This window comes from Rhizobium sp. N731 (assembly GCF_001664145.1).
In the GTDB taxonomy this organism is placed as follows: Bacteria; Pseudomonadota; Alphaproteobacteria; order Rhizobiales; family Rhizobiaceae; genus Rhizobium; species Rhizobium esperanzae.
The window spans coordinates 378,286-393,635 of the sequence record NZ_CP013601.1; the positions used below are offsets into that span (position 1 = coordinate 378,286).

A 15,350-nucleotide genomic window follows, 5' to 3' on the forward strand; every position below is an offset into this window, starting at 1 on the left:
TCTTATGCCTCCAGGCAGGTTTCGACGAAAAGTTTGAAGGCACGGGCCCGATGCGACAGCGCCTGCGGCTTGCCGACATTCCAGCCGTGTTTCTCCTCGCCGCTCATTTCTCCGAAGGTGACGGCATAACCCTCGGGCTGGAAAACCGGATCATAGCCGAAGCCTTGGGTGCCGCGCGGCGGCCAGACGACATGGCCTTCCACCTCGCCGCGGAAAAGCTCGGTATGCCCGTCCGGCCAGGCAAGGCAGAGCACGCTGACGAAACGCGCCCCGCGCTGTTCCGGCGTCGTAGCGCCGGCGTCCTGCAGCGCCTTTTCCACCTTGGCCATCGCCATGTCGAAGTCGCGCGTGCCGTCTGCCCTTTCCGCCCAGTTGGCGGTGTAGACGCCGGGATCGCCGCCGAGCGCGTCGACCACCAGGCCGGAATCATCCGAAAGCGCCGGCATGCCGGCGGCATGGGCCGAGGCGACCGCCTTGATCGTCGCATTCTCCTCGAAGCTCGTGCCGGTTTCGTCAGGTTCGACGAAATTCAGTTCGGCGGCGGATTTGGCGGTGAAGCCGAGCGGCCCGATCAATTCCTGGATCTCGCGGATCTTGCCGGCATTGTGGCTGGCGACGACGATGGTTTTGGTTTCGAGCTTGCGCATTCAAATATCCTGTTCGATGCCCCAGATTTTAGCCTCCGCGCATTCCAGGCTGTTGCCGGCAGGGTCGCGGAAATAGATCGAGCGGCCGCCATTTGGCCAGTGCACCTCGGATTCGATCGCAACGCCAGCTGCTTTCAGCTGTTCGGCCATCGCATCTATGTTGCGGCCAGATACCCGGAAACAGGCATGGCCTTGCCCGGTCGTGCCGTGTGGCGGCACCTGCAGCGCGTCGGGTGCCGGCGGCTTTATCGTTTCCTCGGGGTTGAAGATGAGGAGAACGCCTGGCCCACAGCGGAAGAAGACATGACGGTTGCCGGCGCGGGCGATCTTTTCAAGCCCGAGAACGCCCTCGTAGAACGTCTCGGCCTGATCGAGATCGCGCGCATAGAGCGCGGTTTCCAACATGCCTTCCAGCATGGCGTTCATCCCGCAATCGCCTCTTTCTGCAGGGCGACGAGTTCGCCGATGCCGTTCTTGGCAAGCCGCATCAGCGAGCTGAATTCCTCTTCGCTGAACGGCGTGCGTTCGGCAGTTCCCTGGATCTCGACGATGCCGCCGGCGCCGGTCATGACGAAGTTCGCATCGGTCTCGGCCGAGGAATCCTCGAGATAATCGAGGTCGATGACCGGCTGGCTGGCGAAAACGCCGCAGGAGATGGCTGCGACGTGATCCTTCAGGACCCGGTCGACCTTGATCATGTTGCGGCTTTCCATCCATTTCAGGCAGTCGTAAAGCGCGATCCAGCCGCCGGTGATGGAGGCCGTCCGTGTGCCGCCATCGGCCTGGATGACGTCGCAATCGAGCGTGATCTGCTTTTCGCCGAGCGCCTGCAGGTCGACGACGGCGCGCAGCGACCGGCCGATCAGCCGTTGGATTTCCTGGGTGCGGCCGCCCTGCTTGCCGGCGGCGGCCTCGCGCTTCATGCGCTCGCCGGTCGCCCGCGGCAGCATGCCGTATTCGGCCGTCACCCAGCCCTTGCCGGTGTTGCGCAGCCACGGCGGCGTCTTTTCCTCGAGGCTTGCGGTGCAAAGCACGTGCGTATCGCCGAATTTCACCAGGCAGGAGCCTTCCGCATGCTTGGAAAAATTGCGCTCGAACGAGACCTTGCGCATCTGGTCGGTTTTTCTGCCTGAAGGCCGCATTCTCATCTCCTGGAGTTGTTGACCGCTTCTACGATTGGCGGCGCCCATTTGCAAATTCCCTTTTGCCACGGGTGCGAGTTTGACTATATTTTCGGGAGCATCATCAGCGCGGGTTTGAAAAGGTTCATGGGCATCAGGTCGACGTCGGTTTCGGATGCCGTTGCTGCACTGGACGAGCGCTCCAGGGAAATTTTTCGCCGCATCGTCGAAGGTTATCTCGAAAGCGGCGAGCCGCTCGGCTCGCGCAATCTGTCGCGCCTGCTGCCGATGTCGCTGTCGCCGGCCTCGGTGCGCAACGTCATGAGCGATCTCGAAGAGCTCGGTCTCATCTATTCCCCGCATGTCAGCGCCGGCCGGCTGCCGACCCAGATCGGGCTGCGCTTCTTCGTCGATGCATTCATGCAGATCGGCGACCTCTCCGCCGAGGAGCGCGCCAATATCGATCGCCAGGTGCGGGCCGAAAGCGGCGGCAATCCGGTGGAATCGATGATGAACGAAGCGAGCCGCATGCTTTCGGGCATCTCGCGCGGGGCCGGCCTCGTCATCACCTCGAAAAGCGATCCGGTGCTGAAACATGTCGAGTTCATCCGGCTTGAACCGACAAAGGCGCTCGCTGTGCTCGTCGGCGATCATGACCAGGTGGAAAACCGCATCATCGAACTGCCGGCGGGCGTCACCTCCTCGCAGCTGACGGAGGCGGCGAATTTCCTCAACGCGCACATGTCCGGCCAGACGCTGCCGGAGCTGCGCAAACAGTTAAGCCGGCTGAAGGATGATGTCCGTCACGAACTCGATGCGCTCTCGCGCGATCTTGTCGAGCGCGGCATCGCCGTCTGGGCCGGCAGCCCGGACGAGGGAAAGCCTGCTCAGCTGATCATCCGCGGCCGCGCCAACCTGCTCGAAGGCCTCGCCGGCGCCGAAGATCTCGACCGGCTGCGCATGCTGTTCGACGATCTCGAAAAGAAGGACAGCCTGATCGAGCTTCTCAACCTCGCCGAAAGCGGTTCGGGCGTGCGCATCTTCATCGGCTCGGAAAACAAGCTCTTCTCGCTGTCCGGCTCGTCGCTCATCGTCGCGCCCTATCGCGACGACGACGACCGGATCGTCGGCGCCGTTGGCGTCATCGGCCCGACGCGGCTCAATTATTCCCGTATCGTGCCGATGGTGGATTATACCGCCCAGCTCGTCTCCCGCCTGTCGCGCAATCCGCTTTGATGTCATCACTGACGAAGCCGCGGAATTTTCGCTTCTTCGTCACGCAGACTTGATTTTTTCCGGTCAAACCTCGATATCGGGCGCATCTGAAAATACCAACCGGAGACCGTCATGACCGATGAAACGACGAAAAACGGACCTGACGCAACTGCGGCCAACGCCGCAGCCGACGCTGCCGTCAACGTCGAGACTGCCACTGTCGGGCAGGAGGAGGCAAACCAGCCGGATCCGCTCGACCTCCTGAAGGCCGAGAATGCCGAGCTGCGTGACCGCTATCTGCGCCTTGCCGCCGAGATGGATAATCTGCGCCGCCGCACCGAGCGCGAGGTCAAGGATGCGAAATCCTATTCCGTCGCCGGTTTCGCCCGGGACATGCTCGCCGTCTCGGACAATTTGCGCCGGGCGCTGGACGCCATCTCTCCGGAGACCAAGGCCACGGCCGATGCCGGCCTCACCACGCTGATCGAAGGTGTGGAGATGACCGAGCGCTCGATGCTCTCGGCGCTGGAGCGCCACGGCGTTCGCAAGCTGGAGCCGGTTGGCCAGAAATTCGATCCGAATTTCCATCAGGCGATGTTCGAGGTGCCGAACTCCGAAGTGCCGAACAATACCGTCGTCCAGGTCGTGCAGGCCGGCTTCACCATCGGCGAACGCGTCCTGCGCCCGGCCATGGTCGGCGTTGCCAAGGGCGGCCCGAAGCCGGTCGAGGCCGAAATCAATTCCGTCTTCGACGAGAAGGACGCCTGAGGTCGTTTTCCTTCTCCGCCTCGGAGAAGGAAGAAAATTCAGATGCGGGCGAAGCGTTCGATCAGCAGATCGAAGAAGCCGTCCGCATCGACGGTGCGCATGACCTTGGCATTGCGCTTGCGCTCGGTCACATGCCACCAGTCGACGACAGTCATCCCGACGGTGAGTTCGGACTGGACCTCGATTTCGACATTGCAGTCGCGGCCCTGAAAAAGCTCTGGTTTCAGCAGATAGGCGACAACCGTCGGGTCGTGCAGCGGCCCGCCGTCGGAACCGTATTTTTCGATGTCGAAGCGCTCGAAGAATTCCAACATTTCGACCATGGCCTTTGCCGGCGCCGTGCCGATCTCGGCCATGCGCTTGACCCGGTCCTTGCGGGTCAGCAGCTGGTGCGTCACGTCGAGCGGCATCATCACGATCGGAACGCCCGAGCGGAAAACGATGTCGGCCGCCTCGGGATCGACATAGATGTTGAATTCGGCGGCCGGCGTAATATTGCCGCCCTCGAAAAAGCCACCGCCCATCATCACCAGTTCGCGGATGCGGGGGATGATGTCGGGCGCCTTCTCAAAGGCCATGCCGATATTGGTGAGCGGCCCGAGCGTGCAGAGCGTCACCGCGCCTTCCGGCTCGCGACGCAGCGTCTCGATGATGAAATCGACGGAATGGCCGGGCTGCAGCGCCATAGTCGGTTCATCGAGAACTGGGCCGTCGAGGCCGGTCTTGCCGTGGACATGTTCTGCCGTCACCAGCTTGCGGGCGATCGGCTTGTCGGCGCCGGCGAAAACCTTCACATCCGTGCGGCCGCAGAGCTCGCAGACGATGCGCGCGTTGCGGCTGGTGAATGACAGCGGCACGTTGCCGGCGACCGTCGTGATCCCCAGCACCTCGAGCTCATCGGGGCTGCCGAAAGCCAGCATGATGGCGGCCGCGTCATCCTGGCCGGGATCGGTGTCGATGATGATCTTTCTCGCGCTTGCCATTTCAATCGTCCCGTTCTCGGCATGCCGCTTGTCCCGGCAGACACCATCTCTTCATTTCCCGTCACAAATCGGCACATTCCGCGCGGGCATGTTTTGATGCGAGGCAGCAGGTCCTTTGTCAAGCAAGGAGGCAGGCGCCGCCGTTCGAAATTGACAGATGTTTAAATCCGGGAGGGTCGCGCGCGCCTTGCAGCGCCGTGATCATGCCCCCATATTAGCGGCATCCGGATGCTGCACTTTTAGGTCCGGGATGGTCGCTTGCATCAAGGACTTGAAAAGAGATGAGCCGCATTACCCCTTTCGCCAGCCCTTTGCTTCTGGGCTTCGACGCTATGGAAAAGACGCTGGAGCGCATTTCCAAGGCGAGCGACGGATACCCGCCTTACAATATCGAACGTATCGCCGCCGACAGCGGCGCGCCCGAGCGTCTGCGCATCACCCTTGCCGTTGCCGGCTTCAGCGAGGAGGAGCTCGATGTCTCCACCGAGGAGAACCAGCTTGTGATCCGCGGCCGCCAGGTCGAGCAGGGCGAGCGGGACTATCTCTATCGCGGCATCGCCGCCCGCCAGTTCCAGCGCACCTTCGTGCTGGCCGACGGCATGCAGGTCCTTGGCGCCGGCCTGAAAAACGGTCTGCTCTCCGTCGATCTAATTCGACCCGAACCCGCCCGCATGGTCAAGAAAATTAACATTTCGGTCTCACAGTAGCACAACGGTTTCCAAAACCGTTGGTCCCTTCTTCCGGAGGAACAGGAATGTTGATGAAAGAAGCCACGTCTCACTTGACCAAATCCGAGCTTGCCCACATCGGCAACGGCGAGGTCGCCTACATCAGAAAGATGCGCACCGAAGAGGTCGCCAAGTGCTTTCCAGAGGCGCCGGATATCGATCCGAACGTCGATCTCTGGGCACTCTTCGGCGCCGACGGCACGCCGATTCTGCTGACGGACAACCGTTCCAGCACCTTCTTCAAAGCGGCCGAGGACGAATTGAAGACGGTCAGCCTGCACTGACCGTCAAGACCGTCTGCTACGTTTCACTGCTTGCGGTGCACGGTCGCTCTATTCGTTTTCGCTGCGGTCGGGACGGATGTCGCGACATTATCGCCAATCGAACCACGGCGTCAGCAAGCCCGTCTTGCGCCGATAGGCTTCATATTCGGATGCCAGCGGTGATAGGGCGAATTTCCTCTCCTCGTTGCGGGCTGCAATCACGTAGACAACCGTAAAAAATAAGACCGGCAGGATCGACCATATCGACCAAGATGCCAGCGCCCACCCCGACCAGAAGAGCAGGTAGGACGTGTAAAAAGGGTGCCGCAGGTAGCGATAGGGACCGTCGGTGACAAGACTATCTGGGTGATCGAGGGTGAACACAAAGCGCAACCTGGCCTCTCGCGACGCCGACACCGCCCACCAGAACAAGCCCGCCGACCCGATTTCAAATCCCAATCCGACTACCTGTACCCATAGCATCTGCGTCCCGGACCAAACCAGGTACAGGAAAAACGCCGTCGTCGCGATGACGACGACGGTGATCAGCTTTGCTCCGGCTTCCATCTTCGGCGAGTTGAAGTGGCCTCGCAACGACCACGCGTAGAACCCGACGACACTCAGGCTGGTGATCGAAATAACAAAGTCCAGAAGAAATTGCATCGTGATGTCCACCTTGAAAGGTTGGTTGCAATTGCTGCTGCGACAGACCTAACCCGTATACAACGCCAAGGCAAATGATTGTGTATTGATGCGTAACCGCACCGAAACGTGTCGTGATTGCACGACCTGGTTCAGATCTGGTTTACGATGATCATGCACCTGCCATAGATATTTTCGTGCAAGACTTTGGCTGCGCGTTAGGGGTCGCAGTTTATGGACATATTTCACTGTACAATCGACACCAGCCACGGCGCTGTGCGCATCAGTGACACTATTGATGGCGCTGCACCACTGGTTATGATACACGGTTCGGGCAGCTCACGGACGGTCTTTTCACAGCAACTACACAGCCATTTGTCCCGGAATTGGCGTCTGATTGCGCTCGATCTTCCGGGACATGGCGAATCGAGCGACGCTCGAGATCCGCAGTCAACTTACACCGTCACCGGTCTTGCCGACTGCATAGGAGAGGTGGCAGCCCGCCTGGGACTTCATCGCTTTCCCGTGCTGGGATGGTCGCTTGGCGGTCACGTCGCGATTCAGATGGCGGGCAGCAGCAACGGCATTTCGGGCCTGATGTTGTGCGGCACGCCACCGATCCACAGCGGTCTCCTCGGAATGCTGCGGGGATTCCATCCATCATTTGATATTCTTCTGGCATCAAAAGAGAACTTTACATCGCGTGATGTGGAGCGGTTTCAGTCTCTTTGCTTTGGAGACACGAGTAACCCCTCCTTTCGCGATGCCATAGCGCGCGCGGACGGGAGACTAAGGAGCGTTTTTTCTCGCGCAATGTTGCGGGGGCAGGGGGTGGATCAGCGCCGCACCGTCGAACAGGCTGATATACCCATTGCTTTTGTGAATGGATTTTATGACCCCTTTGTCAAACTCAGCTATTTTTCGGGCCTGAACATCCAGTTGCTCTTCGAAGGCAAAGCGCATGTAATAGAAGGGGCTGGACACGCGCCCTTCTGGGAGAAGCCGGAGAGCTTCAACTCGATGCTCGACCGGTTCCTGAACACAGTCGCCGCTCATGAAGCCAATACCGATCTGAAAAATCAACACTGTCGCCGCAGTGGAAGCCAGATATAGGATCATCAACGATGAAACCAAGGCTTTGGCAATCACCTATTGGCGGCGACTCTCTCCGCCGGATTGTCGTGTCGGAAACGTGACCCTCTCGCGCTGATAGGCTTCTGATGCATAGCAGCCTGGTTCAGATTGCGGATTTGGCAAACGGTGTCGATCGGCGGGCCGCCCATGTCCGCTTGTGGGCGCATAGCGGTCGTCCACCTGAAATGAACTGATAGTCCGCTTCGGACCGAAAGCCGTCAGGTAGGCCACTTGAGGCTTGATTGAGATCTCCCGTGCGTGACGGAGCTCTCTTACGCGAACCGGACCGCTGATCGCGCGCGCCTTTGCCGCAACCTCTTCGCGATCACGAGGAGGTTGAGACGTTTCCAGCGAATCGAGCAGCTCGCGGGCACAGGCCGTGATCGAACTGACGGCGTGTTCGAATGCGAGCTCATTGCGCTTCGACGGTTTGGTCGTTCCGCTCACCTTGCGCACGAACTGGAGCGCGGCATCGTGGACCTCGTCGTCCGTCGCTGGCGGATCGAAATTGAACAGGGGTTTATATTTCGGCACATGACATGCTCCCGGTCATTTTCTCCCTCCATTTGAGCGGAGGGTGGCCAGCACGGAAATAGTCGCGTCAGCGGCAATTGCAACCGTTCCACGGCGGAACTCTACGCGCCACAAGTGAGAGCGTAGCGCGTTCAGTTCGGTTTGTTGTCGTCGTCGGTTTTAGAGCCGGATGCCGGAAATTGCCGACAGCCTCAGATCTTCCTGAAGGTCAGATACGCCGAAGAGCGGCCCTCGCGGCGTGCCTTCGCCTCGTAGCGGGTGCTCGGCCAGCCCTCATAGGGGGTCAGCCAGTCGGCCGCATTGTCGGCGATCCAGTCGAAGCCGCCATGGTCGCGGCATTTGATCAGCGTCCAGTTCACATAGGTGTCGATATCGGAGGCGAAGCAGAACAGGCCGCCGGGCTTCAGCACGCGGTGAAAGCGGTCGAGATTGGTCTTCGAGACGAAGCGGCGTTTCCAGTGCTTCCGCTTCGGCCAGGGATCGGGATAGAGCAGATCGATCTGGTCGAGCGACGCGTCCGGCAGCCAGTCGAGCAGCTGCGTCGCATCGTCGTTGTAGACACGGATATTGCGCGCGCCCGTCTCGCCGATACGCGACAACAGCTTCTGCATGGAGTTGACGAAGGGCTCGACGCCGATGAAGCCGGTCGAAGGCCTTTCCAGGGCACGGCGCATCAGATGCTCGCCGCCGCCGAAACCGATTTCCAGCCGCAACGTTTCGACAGGAACCGGAAAGAGAGAGGTCAGCGGCTCCGGAGGAGCCGCCGAGAGGTCGACGAGGAATGCCGGGAGCAGGCTGTTTAGCGTCTCGGCCTGCTGCTCGCGCAGGGCCTTGCCCTTGCGGCGACCGAAAAAGGCTTCGGTCGCCCGTCCCCGGCGTTCCATATCCGTCATGCAGCGACCTTGGTCTTGACGGCTTCCTTCAGCGCCTTGACGAGGTCGGTGCGCTCCCAGGAGAACGAGCCGTCACGGCCGGCCTTGCGGCCGAAATGACCGTAGGCCGAGGTCTTGGCGTAGATGGGCTTGTTGAGGTCGAGGTGACGACGGATGCCCGACGGCGACAGGTCCATATTCTGGCGGATCGCCGCTTCGACCTGGTCTTCCGACACACCCCTGCCGGTGCCGTGCAGGTCGACGTAGATCGACAGTGGCTGCGCGACGCCGATGGCGTAGGAGAGCTGGATCGTGCAGCGGTCGGCGAGGCCGGCGGCCACGACGTTCTTGGCGAGGTAGCGGGCGGCATAGGCGGCCGAACGGTCGACTTTGGTCGTGTCCTTGCCGGAGAATGCGCCGCCGCCATGCGGAGCCGCACCGCCATAGGTGTCGACGATGATCTTGCGGCCGGTCAGGCCCGCATCGCCGTCCGGTCCGCCGATGACGAACTTGCCGGTCGGATTGATGTACCACTTGCAATCCTCGGCGATCTTCAGTTCGCCGAGCGCTTCGCGGATATAGGGTTCGACGACGGCGCGGACCTTCTTGGAATCCCAGCTCTCGTCGAGATGCTGGGTCGAAAGCACGATCGAGGTTGCTTCCGACGGCTTGCCGTCGACGTAACGCACGGTTACCTGGCTCTTGGCGTCGGGGCCGAGCTTGGCGACTTCACCGTCGCCCTTCTTGCGGGCGGCCGCCAGCAGCTGCAGGATCCTGTGGGAATAATAGATCGGCGCCGGCATCAGGTCCGGCGTTTCCTTGCAGGCGTAACCGAACATGATGCCCTGGTCGCCGGCGCCTTCGTCGCCCTGCTGGTCGGCGGCGCTGTCGACGCCCTGGGCAATATCGGCCGACTGCGAGTGCAGGAGCACGTCGATCTTTGCCTTCTTCCAGTGGAAGCCGTCCTGTTCGTAGCCGATATCCTTGATGGCGCGGCGAGCAGCGGCCTTGAACTTCGAGGGATTGATGACGTCCTTGCCGTCCTTGTCCTTCTTCATCAGGCTCGGCGGAAGGCGGACTTCGCCGGCGATGACGACACGGTTGGTCGTTGCCAGCGTTTCGCAGGCAATGCGCACACCCCACGGATTGACGCCGGTCTTGGCCGCTTCGCGGTACACCAGATCGACGATCTCGTCGGAGATGCGGTCACACACTTTGTCCGGATGACCTTCGGCAACAGATTCGCTGGTAAAGAGATAATTCGCGCGCATTCCGGGATTCCCCTCAAAGAATAAAAGCCAGCTAGTAGGTACTCAGTTCGAGCGCCGATGACAAGCGCACAAGGACATAAATATATCTTTATATCTGCGGCGAAGTGACAAATTTTGCCGCAAAAACACAAAAAAAGCGGTCTTTCGACCGCCTTTCTGTTTCGCAATAAGAGCTGGATCAGTCAGCGTCGGCTTCGGCAGCGAGCGCCTTGACCAGTTCCACGACCTTGCGGCGAACCTTGGGATCGGAAATCTTGACGAAGGCGCGGTTGAGCTGCAGGCCCTCCGAGGAGGAGAGGAAGTCTACGACGTAATTCGAGCTGGAGGCTTCGGCCATGCCGCCGGCGGCGCCGGCATGTTCGCCGGGCGCATCCTCGAAGAAGAAGGAGACCGGAACATTGAGGATGCTCGAGATGTTCTGCAGACGGCTTGCGCCGACACGGTTGGTGCCCTTCTCATATTTCTGGATCTGCTGGAAGGTGATGCCGAGGCTTTCGCCAAGCTTTTCCTGACTCATGCCCAACATCGTTCGGCGAAGGCGAATGCGGCTGCCAACATGGATGTCGATCGGATTCGGTTTCTTCTTATTTTCAATCATGGTCGTGCCCTAGCTACGAATTTCTGTTTCCAACCGGCATGCCCCTGATCCATCCCAAAACGCCACGTTGTAAGCGGCGGGAACCCGCCGATAAACATACGTTAAGAACGCCGATTGACACCACTATGCAATTTTAGGGGTTTTTGGTCAATTCAACCCTAAAATAAAACCTCCGCGTGAAATTAGCGCAATCAATATCAACAGTGCTTCGGTCAACCAGAAGTATGTCTGAAGGGGGTATGAGGTTCCGAACGCATTGCCGAACCCATCAACAGTTGCATCAATAAAGCCGGTCTCACCAAGATCGAGGCCTGCGATGATTTCCCCGTGTGCGTTCACGAGTGCCGATATGCCGTTGTTGGCGTCGCGAATCAGCGGCAGGCCGGTCTCGACTGCCCGCACCCGCGCCTGCTGAAAATGCTGGTAGGGTCCGGGCGTGATGCCGAACCAGGCATCATTGGTGAGGTTGAGGAGCGCGTTGGCATCCACGATGTCGCCGGTCATTTCGCCCGGAAAGATGATCTCGTAGCAGATCAGCGGATAAAGATTGAGGCCGCCCGGCAGCGCCAGCAGGTGCCGACTTGCGGCGGCCGAAAAGCCGCCCGGTATCTCGACGACATTCTGGATGCCGAGTTCGGTGAGGATGTCCTCGAAGGGCAGATATTCGCCGAAAGGCACCAGATGCACCTTGTCGGAGGCGGCGATGATCTGGCCGCGGCCGTCGATCACATAGATGGAATTATAGTAGCGCACCGGGGTGCCGGGCCCCATCTCCTCGGCGCGCACCGCGCCGGCGATCAGGATCTGGTCGTCGTCGAGCGTATCGGCGATGCGCGTCAGCGCATCCTGGTTGTCGGTGAGGATGAAGGGGATCGAGGTTTCCGGCCAGACGATGATATTGGGTTTGCGGCCGCCATTCCTCGGCGCCTCGGCGGAAAGCTTCAGATGCGTCTCGAAGATCGCATTGCGATCGGCGTCGTTGTCCATCTTCGCCGCCTGGTCGATATCCGGCTGCACCAGCCGCACCACGGGCCGCTTGTCCTCAGGCAACGGCGCGGGCCGCGGCGCCAGATAGAGAGCGTAGGCTCCGTAGCCGATATGGGCGGTAAACAGCAGGGTGGCGAGCGCAATTCCAGGCTTCGCGCCCTGTCGCGTCCCGATCAGCGCCGGGACGGAAAAGACGAAGACGGCAAGTGTCGTCACCCCCATCGCGCCGATCACATGCGCTGACTGCATCATCAGCGGAACGGGCATCAGGCCATAACCGATGGCATTCCAGGGAAAGCCGGTGAGGATCGTGCTTCGAAGCCATTCCATCAGGCCGAAGCCGGCCGCAAGTGCGGCGATCCGTCCCATGCCGTCGGACCAGACGATCCGGGCAAGTGCAGTCGCCAGCCCGTAGAAGACCGCGAGGCCGGCCGGCAGTCCGAGGACTGCCAGGGGCAGTGCCCAGGCAAATTCCTCCGAATCGACCAGCAAGGCGTGACCGATCCACCAGAGGCCGGCGACGAAATAACCGAAGCCGAACAGCCAGCCGATGGCAAAGGCTGGCCATAGCCTGCCGATCAGGCCGCTTTCAGGAGAAGCCGCCGCCCCGTCGATCAGCCAGACGAGCAGCGTGAAGGAGAGAAACATCGCCGCGAAAAAGCCGAAAGGCGGCAGCGCCAGCGCGGCGAATGCTCCAGCGGCGACGGCCAGCAACGACCGTTTTACCCCCCAGACGAGGATAACCCTGTCCGCAAGCCGCTCCATGCGCACTCCCATCACACCGCGAATCAACCCATTCGCAGTCTTTCAAAAAAGCGGCTCTTTGTCCTGTTCCGCATCGGCCCGAAAGGCGATTCCGATTTTCGTACCGATGCCTAGTTGGTGGTCGATTCGGCCGGCCGGTCGTCGCCGGTCTCGGATCCGGGCGTGATGTCGCCAGCCTCCTTGGCGCGGCGGCGGATCGCGTGGCGCTTACGGGTGATGCGCAGCCGCTTGATGCGGCGCGGATCGGCGTCGAGGATGTGGAATTCGAAGTTCGGCAGGGCCTGAACGACTTCGCCGCGGACTGGGATGCGGCCGAGCGCGGAGAAGATCAACCCGCCCAGCGTGTCGACCTCGTCGACCTGTTCGCTGATGTCGAAATCCGGTCCGATCGCTTCGGCGATCTCTTCCAGCTCGACACGGGCGTCGGCGACGAAGACGTCTTCGGCGACGCGCTTGAACATCACCTCTTCGTCGTCATGTTCGTCGTCGATGTCGCCGACCACCATCTCGACGATGTCCTCATGCGAGGCGAGCCCGTCGGTGCCGCCATATTCGTCGATGACGAGCGCCATCTGCGTACGGTTCACCTGCATCCGGCGCAAGAGGTCGGAGGCCAGCATCGACGGCGGCACGAACAGGATCTTGCGGATGATGCCGGCTTCGGCCAGCGTCTTCTGCAGATCGACCCGGGCAAGATCGAAATTCGGCTTGGCCGAGCGCGGCGGCTTCTGAATGTTCTCCGGCGCGACCTCGATCGCCGGCGCTGCAGCGGCCGGCTTTGCCGGACCGCGGCGCTTGTTGCGCGCCTGCTTGGCGACATAGGAGAGCAGGTCGCGGATATGGACCATGCCGCGCGGGTCGTCGAGCGTATCGGCATAAACAGGCATGCGCGAGCGGCCGGATTCCTCGAAAAGGATCATCAGCTCGCCGATGGTGATGTTCTGGTCCACCGCCTCGATATCGGCGCGCGGTACCATCACGTCGGCGACGCGCACCTCGCGAAAGCGCAGGATATTGTGCAGCATCGCCCGTTCGTCGGGCGAAAAAGCGTCGTCGCCGGCCGCATCGGTCATCAGCGCATCGGCAAGATCCTCACGCAGTCGCGAGCCCTGCTGCGGGCGGAGAATGCGGGCGGCGCGCGACCAGAAGGATTGGGATCGGCCGGATGGCCGACTACTACTGCCGACCTCATCCGAAGATGAGGATGGCTCGGAGTCCTTGGCGTCTGCCGCCGGCTTCGTCGTAAAGTCGCTCATGGTTCCATTTTAAGGTCTTGACCCTCGTAGGGATCAGATAGGCCGAGCTGCGCCAAAATGCGAGTCTCCAGCGCCTCCATAATTTCGGCTTCGGCATTATTCATATGGTCGTAGCCGAGAAGATGCAAGAAACCGTGCACCAGCAGATGGGTCAGGTGGTCGTCGAAGCTCTTTTCGAGTTCCTGGGCTTCCCGCTCCACCGTCTCCCGGGCGATGATGATGTCGCCGAGCATCGGCCCGGGCAGCTTGCCCCGCTGAACCGGAAAGGCCGGGAAGGAGAGCACATTGGTCGGCTTGTCCTTGCCGCGCCATTCGGCATTGATGTCCTGGATCGAGGCATCGTCGGTAAAGACCAGCGAAACCTCGGGCGGCATCGTCGGAAAGGGCTGCTTCTCATTGTCGCGCAGATAGACCGCGGCGGCTCCGAGCACGCGCTCGCAAAAAACCAGCAGCGTTTCCTCGCCGGGCCAGCCGATGTCCTCGATGCTGATCTGGATATCGAGTTCGGCCATCAGCCCTGCCGACCGACGTCTTCGGCTTCGACAAGATAGGTGGCATCATAGGCTCTGACGATGCGGCCGACCAGCGGATGACGCACGACGTCGGTGTCCTTGAAGCGCACGATCGAGATGCCCTCGACGCCGTTCAGCAGCTCCAGGGCCTCGACGAGGCCGGATTTGACGCCGCGCGGCAGGTCGATCTGGCTCGGGTCGCCGGTGACGATCATGCGGGCATTTTCGCCGAGGCGCGTCAGGAACATCTTCATCTGCATCGACGTCGTGTTCTGCGCTTCGTCGAGGATGATGGCGGCGTTGGCGAGCGTGCGGCCGCGCATGAAGGCGAGCGGGGCGATTTCAATGACGCCGGCGGTGATCGCCCGATCGACCTTGTCGGCCGGGATCATATCGTAGAGCGCGTCATAGAGCGGGCGAAGATAGGGGTCGACCTTTTCCTTCATATCGCCGGGCAGGAAGCCGAGGCGCTCGCCGGCCTCGACGGCCGGGCGCGACAGGATGATCTTTTCGACCGCGCCGCGCTCCAGCATCTGGGCGGCATGGGCGACGGCGAGATAGGTCTTGCCGGTGCCGGCCGGGCCGACGCCGAAGACGAGCTCGGCGCGCTCCAGCGCCCTGATATAGGCGTCCTGCGTCGGCGTGCGAGCGATGATCGTCTTCTTGCGCGTCGAAATCTGCGCCATTGTCAGCTTGGCCTTGCGCTCCATGGTGGGAAGGCTGAGCTGATCGTCGGCGGCGACCGCCATGCGGATTGCGCCCTCGACGTCTGATCGTTCCACGCTGCCGCCTTTCTGAAGCTTTTCATAGAGATAATCGAGCGTGCGCCGCGCCTGATTGGTGGTCACGACATCGCCCGATATGACGACGGAATTGCCGCGCGCCCGCGCATCGATGTTCAGCCGCTCCTCGAGCAGCTTGAGGTTCTGGTCGAACTGGCCGAAGAGTTCGCTGGCGAACCGATTGTTCTCGAACGTCAGGACGAAGTGATTGGTGTCGCTCGGCGTGCGGGGGTGGCGCGGTGAAGAAGAAACCAATTCTTGTCCGTTCAAGC

Annotated in this window: 17 protein-coding genes and 1 pseudogene; 5 read left to right on the forward strand and 13 right to left on the reverse strand. The window is 61.1% G+C overall.

The features are described 5' to 3' along the window. Positions 1-2: 2 nt before the first annotated feature. The 3 genes from rdgB to rph are packed head-to-tail and all read right to left on the reverse strand — an operon-like array spanning position 3 to position 1,789. Positions 3-647, reverse strand: a complete 645-nt coding sequence (gene rdgB, locus AMK02_RS01865; RefSeq protein WP_064800426.1) for an RdgB/HAM1 family non-canonical purine NTP pyrophosphatase — start codon at positions 645-647, stop codon at positions 3-5. Beyond that, positions 648-1,073 carry a VOC family protein gene (locus tag AMK02_RS01870; RefSeq protein WP_064800427.1) on the reverse strand — a complete coding sequence of 142 codons (426 nt, stop codon included), beginning with the start codon at positions 1,071-1,073 and terminating at the stop codon, positions 648-650. Further along, the gene (gene rph / locus AMK02_RS01875) at positions 1,070-1,789 is read right to left on the reverse strand and encodes a ribonuclease PH (RefSeq protein WP_064800428.1); all 720 of its coding nucleotides are present in this window, start codon (positions 1,787-1,789) and stop codon (positions 1,070-1,072) included. The genes AMK02_RS01870 and rph overlap by 4 nt, the downstream gene beginning before the upstream one ends. A 126-nt stretch (positions 1,790-1,915) precedes the next feature. Here rph and hrcA point away from each other — a divergent pair, with 126 nt between their 5' ends. Together hrcA and grpE are read left to right on the forward strand one after the other, a co-directional pair. Then, the gene (gene hrcA / locus AMK02_RS01880) at positions 1,916-3,004 is read left to right on the forward strand and encodes a heat-inducible transcriptional repressor HrcA (protein ID WP_064800429.1); all 1,089 of its coding nucleotides are present in this window, start codon (positions 1,916-1,918) and stop codon (positions 3,002-3,004) included. 111 nt (positions 3,005-3,115) lie between these two features. After that, on the forward strand, positions 3,116-3,751 hold the full coding sequence (gene grpE / locus AMK02_RS01885) for a nucleotide exchange factor GrpE (protein WP_064800430.1): 636 nt from the start codon (positions 3,116-3,118) through the stop codon (positions 3,749-3,751). Positions 3,752-3,789: 38 nt separating this feature from the next. Here grpE and AMK02_RS01890 read toward each other — a convergent pair whose 3' ends face one another. Then, complete coding sequence (locus AMK02_RS01890; RefSeq protein ID WP_064800431.1) at positions 3,790-4,734, reverse strand: nucleoside hydrolase; 945 nt, start codon at positions 4,732-4,734, stop codon at positions 3,790-3,792. 281 nt (positions 4,735-5,015) lie between these two features. On the opposite strand from AMK02_RS01890, the gene AMK02_RS01895 reads away from it, so the two are divergent. Continuing rightward, a complete protein-coding gene (locus AMK02_RS01895; protein WP_010032703.1) occupies positions 5,016-5,441 on the forward strand; it encodes an Hsp20 family protein in 426 nt (141 codons plus the stop codon). 47 nt (positions 5,442-5,488) lie between these two features. Continuing rightward, entirely contained in the window at positions 5,489-5,746 is a 258-nt protein-coding gene (locus AMK02_RS01900; RefSeq protein WP_008524631.1) for a DUF1150 family protein, read from the forward strand. Positions 5,747-5,833: 87 nt separating this feature from the next. Here the strand turns inward: AMK02_RS01900 and AMK02_RS01905 are convergent, their stop codons facing one another. Next, a complete protein-coding gene (locus AMK02_RS01905; RefSeq protein WP_064800432.1) occupies positions 5,834-6,388 on the reverse strand; it encodes a methyltransferase family protein in 555 nt (184 codons plus the stop codon). Between the two features lie 213 nt (positions 6,389-6,601). Between AMK02_RS01905 and AMK02_RS01910 the strand changes: the two genes are divergently transcribed. Beyond that, complete coding sequence (locus AMK02_RS01910) at positions 6,602-7,480, forward strand: alpha/beta fold hydrolase (protein ID WP_064800433.1); 879 nt, start codon at positions 6,602-6,604, stop codon at positions 7,478-7,480. Positions 7,481-7,773: 293 nt separating this feature from the next. Here AMK02_RS01910 and AMK02_RS01915 read toward each other — a convergent pair. The 8 genes and pseudogenes from AMK02_RS01915 to AMK02_RS01950 form a co-directional block, all read right to left on the reverse strand. Continuing rightward, positions 7,774-8,037: pseudogene (locus tag AMK02_RS01915) on the reverse strand (DUF2277 domain-containing protein). Between the two features lie 189 nt (positions 8,038-8,226). Then, on the reverse strand, positions 8,227-8,928 hold the full coding sequence (gene trmB / locus AMK02_RS01920) for a tRNA (guanine(46)-N(7))-methyltransferase TrmB (protein ID WP_064800434.1): 702 nt from the start codon (positions 8,926-8,928) through the stop codon (positions 8,227-8,229). Then, the gene (gene metK, locus AMK02_RS01925) at positions 8,925-10,178 is read right to left on the reverse strand and encodes a methionine adenosyltransferase (protein ID WP_064800435.1); all 1,254 of its coding nucleotides are present in this window, start codon (positions 10,176-10,178) and stop codon (positions 8,925-8,927) included. Before metK ends, trmB begins: the two co-directional genes overlap by 4 nt. A 178-nt stretch (positions 10,179-10,356) precedes the next feature. Continuing rightward, the gene (locus AMK02_RS01930; protein WP_011423753.1) at positions 10,357-10,776 is read right to left on the reverse strand and encodes a helix-turn-helix domain-containing protein; all 420 of its coding nucleotides are present in this window, start codon (positions 10,774-10,776) and stop codon (positions 10,357-10,359) included. A 147-nt stretch (positions 10,777-10,923) separates the two neighbouring features. Continuing rightward, on the reverse strand, positions 10,924-12,528 hold the full coding sequence (gene lnt, locus AMK02_RS01935; RefSeq protein ID WP_064800436.1) for an apolipoprotein N-acyltransferase: 1,605 nt from the start codon (positions 12,526-12,528) through the stop codon (positions 10,924-10,926). Positions 12,529-12,638: 110 nt separating this feature from the next. After that, complete coding sequence (locus AMK02_RS01940; protein ID WP_064800437.1) at positions 12,639-13,784, reverse strand: hemolysin family protein; 1,146 nt, start codon at positions 13,782-13,784, stop codon at positions 12,639-12,641. Continuing rightward, positions 13,781-14,296, reverse strand: coding sequence for an rRNA maturation RNase YbeY (ybeY, locus tag AMK02_RS01945; protein WP_064800438.1), 516 nt, complete (start codon positions 14,294-14,296; stop codon positions 13,781-13,783). Before ybeY ends, AMK02_RS01940 begins: the two co-directional genes overlap by 4 nt. Continuing rightward, a complete protein-coding gene (locus AMK02_RS01950) occupies positions 14,296-15,348 on the reverse strand; it encodes a PhoH family protein (RefSeq protein ID WP_064800439.1) in 1,053 nt (350 codons plus the stop codon). Before AMK02_RS01950 ends, ybeY begins: the two co-directional genes overlap by 1 nt. Between the last annotated feature and the right edge of the window lie 2 nt (positions 15,349-15,350).

What these genes read in the sequence shown, in the direction of transcription:
- AMK02_RS01910 (WP_064800433.1), top strand. Translation starts at nt 6,602, where the DNA reads ATGGACATATTTCACTGTACAATCGACACCAGCCACGGCGCTGTGCGC.
- AMK02_RS01905 (WP_064800432.1), bottom strand. Translation starts at nt 6,388, where the DNA reads ATGCAATTTCTTCTGGACTTTGTTATTTCGATCACCAGCCTGAGTGTC.
- AMK02_RS01940 (WP_064800437.1), bottom strand. Translation starts at nt 13,784, where the DNA reads ATGAGCGACTTTACGACGAAGCCGGCGGCAGACGCCAAGGACTCCGAG.
- trmB (WP_064800434.1), bottom strand. Translation starts at nt 8,928, where the DNA reads ATGACGGATATGGAACGCCGGGGACGGGCGACCGAAGCCTTTTTCGGT.
- grpE (WP_064800430.1), top strand. Translation starts at nt 3,116, where the DNA reads ATGACCGATGAAACGACGAAAAACGGACCTGACGCAACTGCGGCCAAC.
- lnt (WP_064800436.1), bottom strand. Translation starts at nt 12,528, where the DNA reads ATGGAGCGGCTTGCGGACAGGGTTATCCTCGTCTGGGGGGTAAAACGG.
- rph (WP_064800428.1), bottom strand. Translation starts at nt 1,789, where the DNA reads ATGCGGCCTTCAGGCAGAAAAACCGACCAGATGCGCAAGGTCTCGTTC.
- AMK02_RS01930 (WP_011423753.1), bottom strand. Translation starts at nt 10,776, where the DNA reads ATGATTGAAAATAAGAAGAAACCGAATCCGATCGACATCCATGTTGGC.
- AMK02_RS01895 (WP_010032703.1), top strand. Translation starts at nt 5,016, where the DNA reads ATGAGCCGCATTACCCCTTTCGCCAGCCCTTTGCTTCTGGGCTTCGAC.
- rdgB (WP_064800426.1), bottom strand. Translation starts at nt 647, where the DNA reads ATGCGCAAGCTCGAAACCAAAACCATCGTCGTCGCCAGCCACAATGCC.
- AMK02_RS01900 (WP_008524631.1), top strand. Translation starts at nt 5,489, where the DNA reads ATGTTGATGAAAGAAGCCACGTCTCACTTGACCAAATCCGAGCTTGCC.
- AMK02_RS01870 (WP_064800427.1), bottom strand. Translation starts at nt 1,073, where the DNA reads ATGAACGCCATGCTGGAAGGCATGTTGGAAACCGCGCTCTATGCGCGC.
- hrcA (WP_064800429.1), top strand. Translation starts at nt 1,916, where the DNA reads ATGGGCATCAGGTCGACGTCGGTTTCGGATGCCGTTGCTGCACTGGAC.
- AMK02_RS01890 (WP_064800431.1), bottom strand. Translation starts at nt 4,734, where the DNA reads ATGGCAAGCGCGAGAAAGATCATCATCGACACCGATCCCGGCCAGGAT.
- ybeY (WP_064800438.1), bottom strand. Translation starts at nt 14,296, where the DNA reads ATGGCCGAACTCGATATCCAGATCAGCATCGAGGACATCGGCTGGCCC.
- metK (WP_064800435.1), bottom strand. Translation starts at nt 10,178, where the DNA reads ATGCGCGCGAATTATCTCTTTACCAGCGAATCTGTTGCCGAAGGTCAT.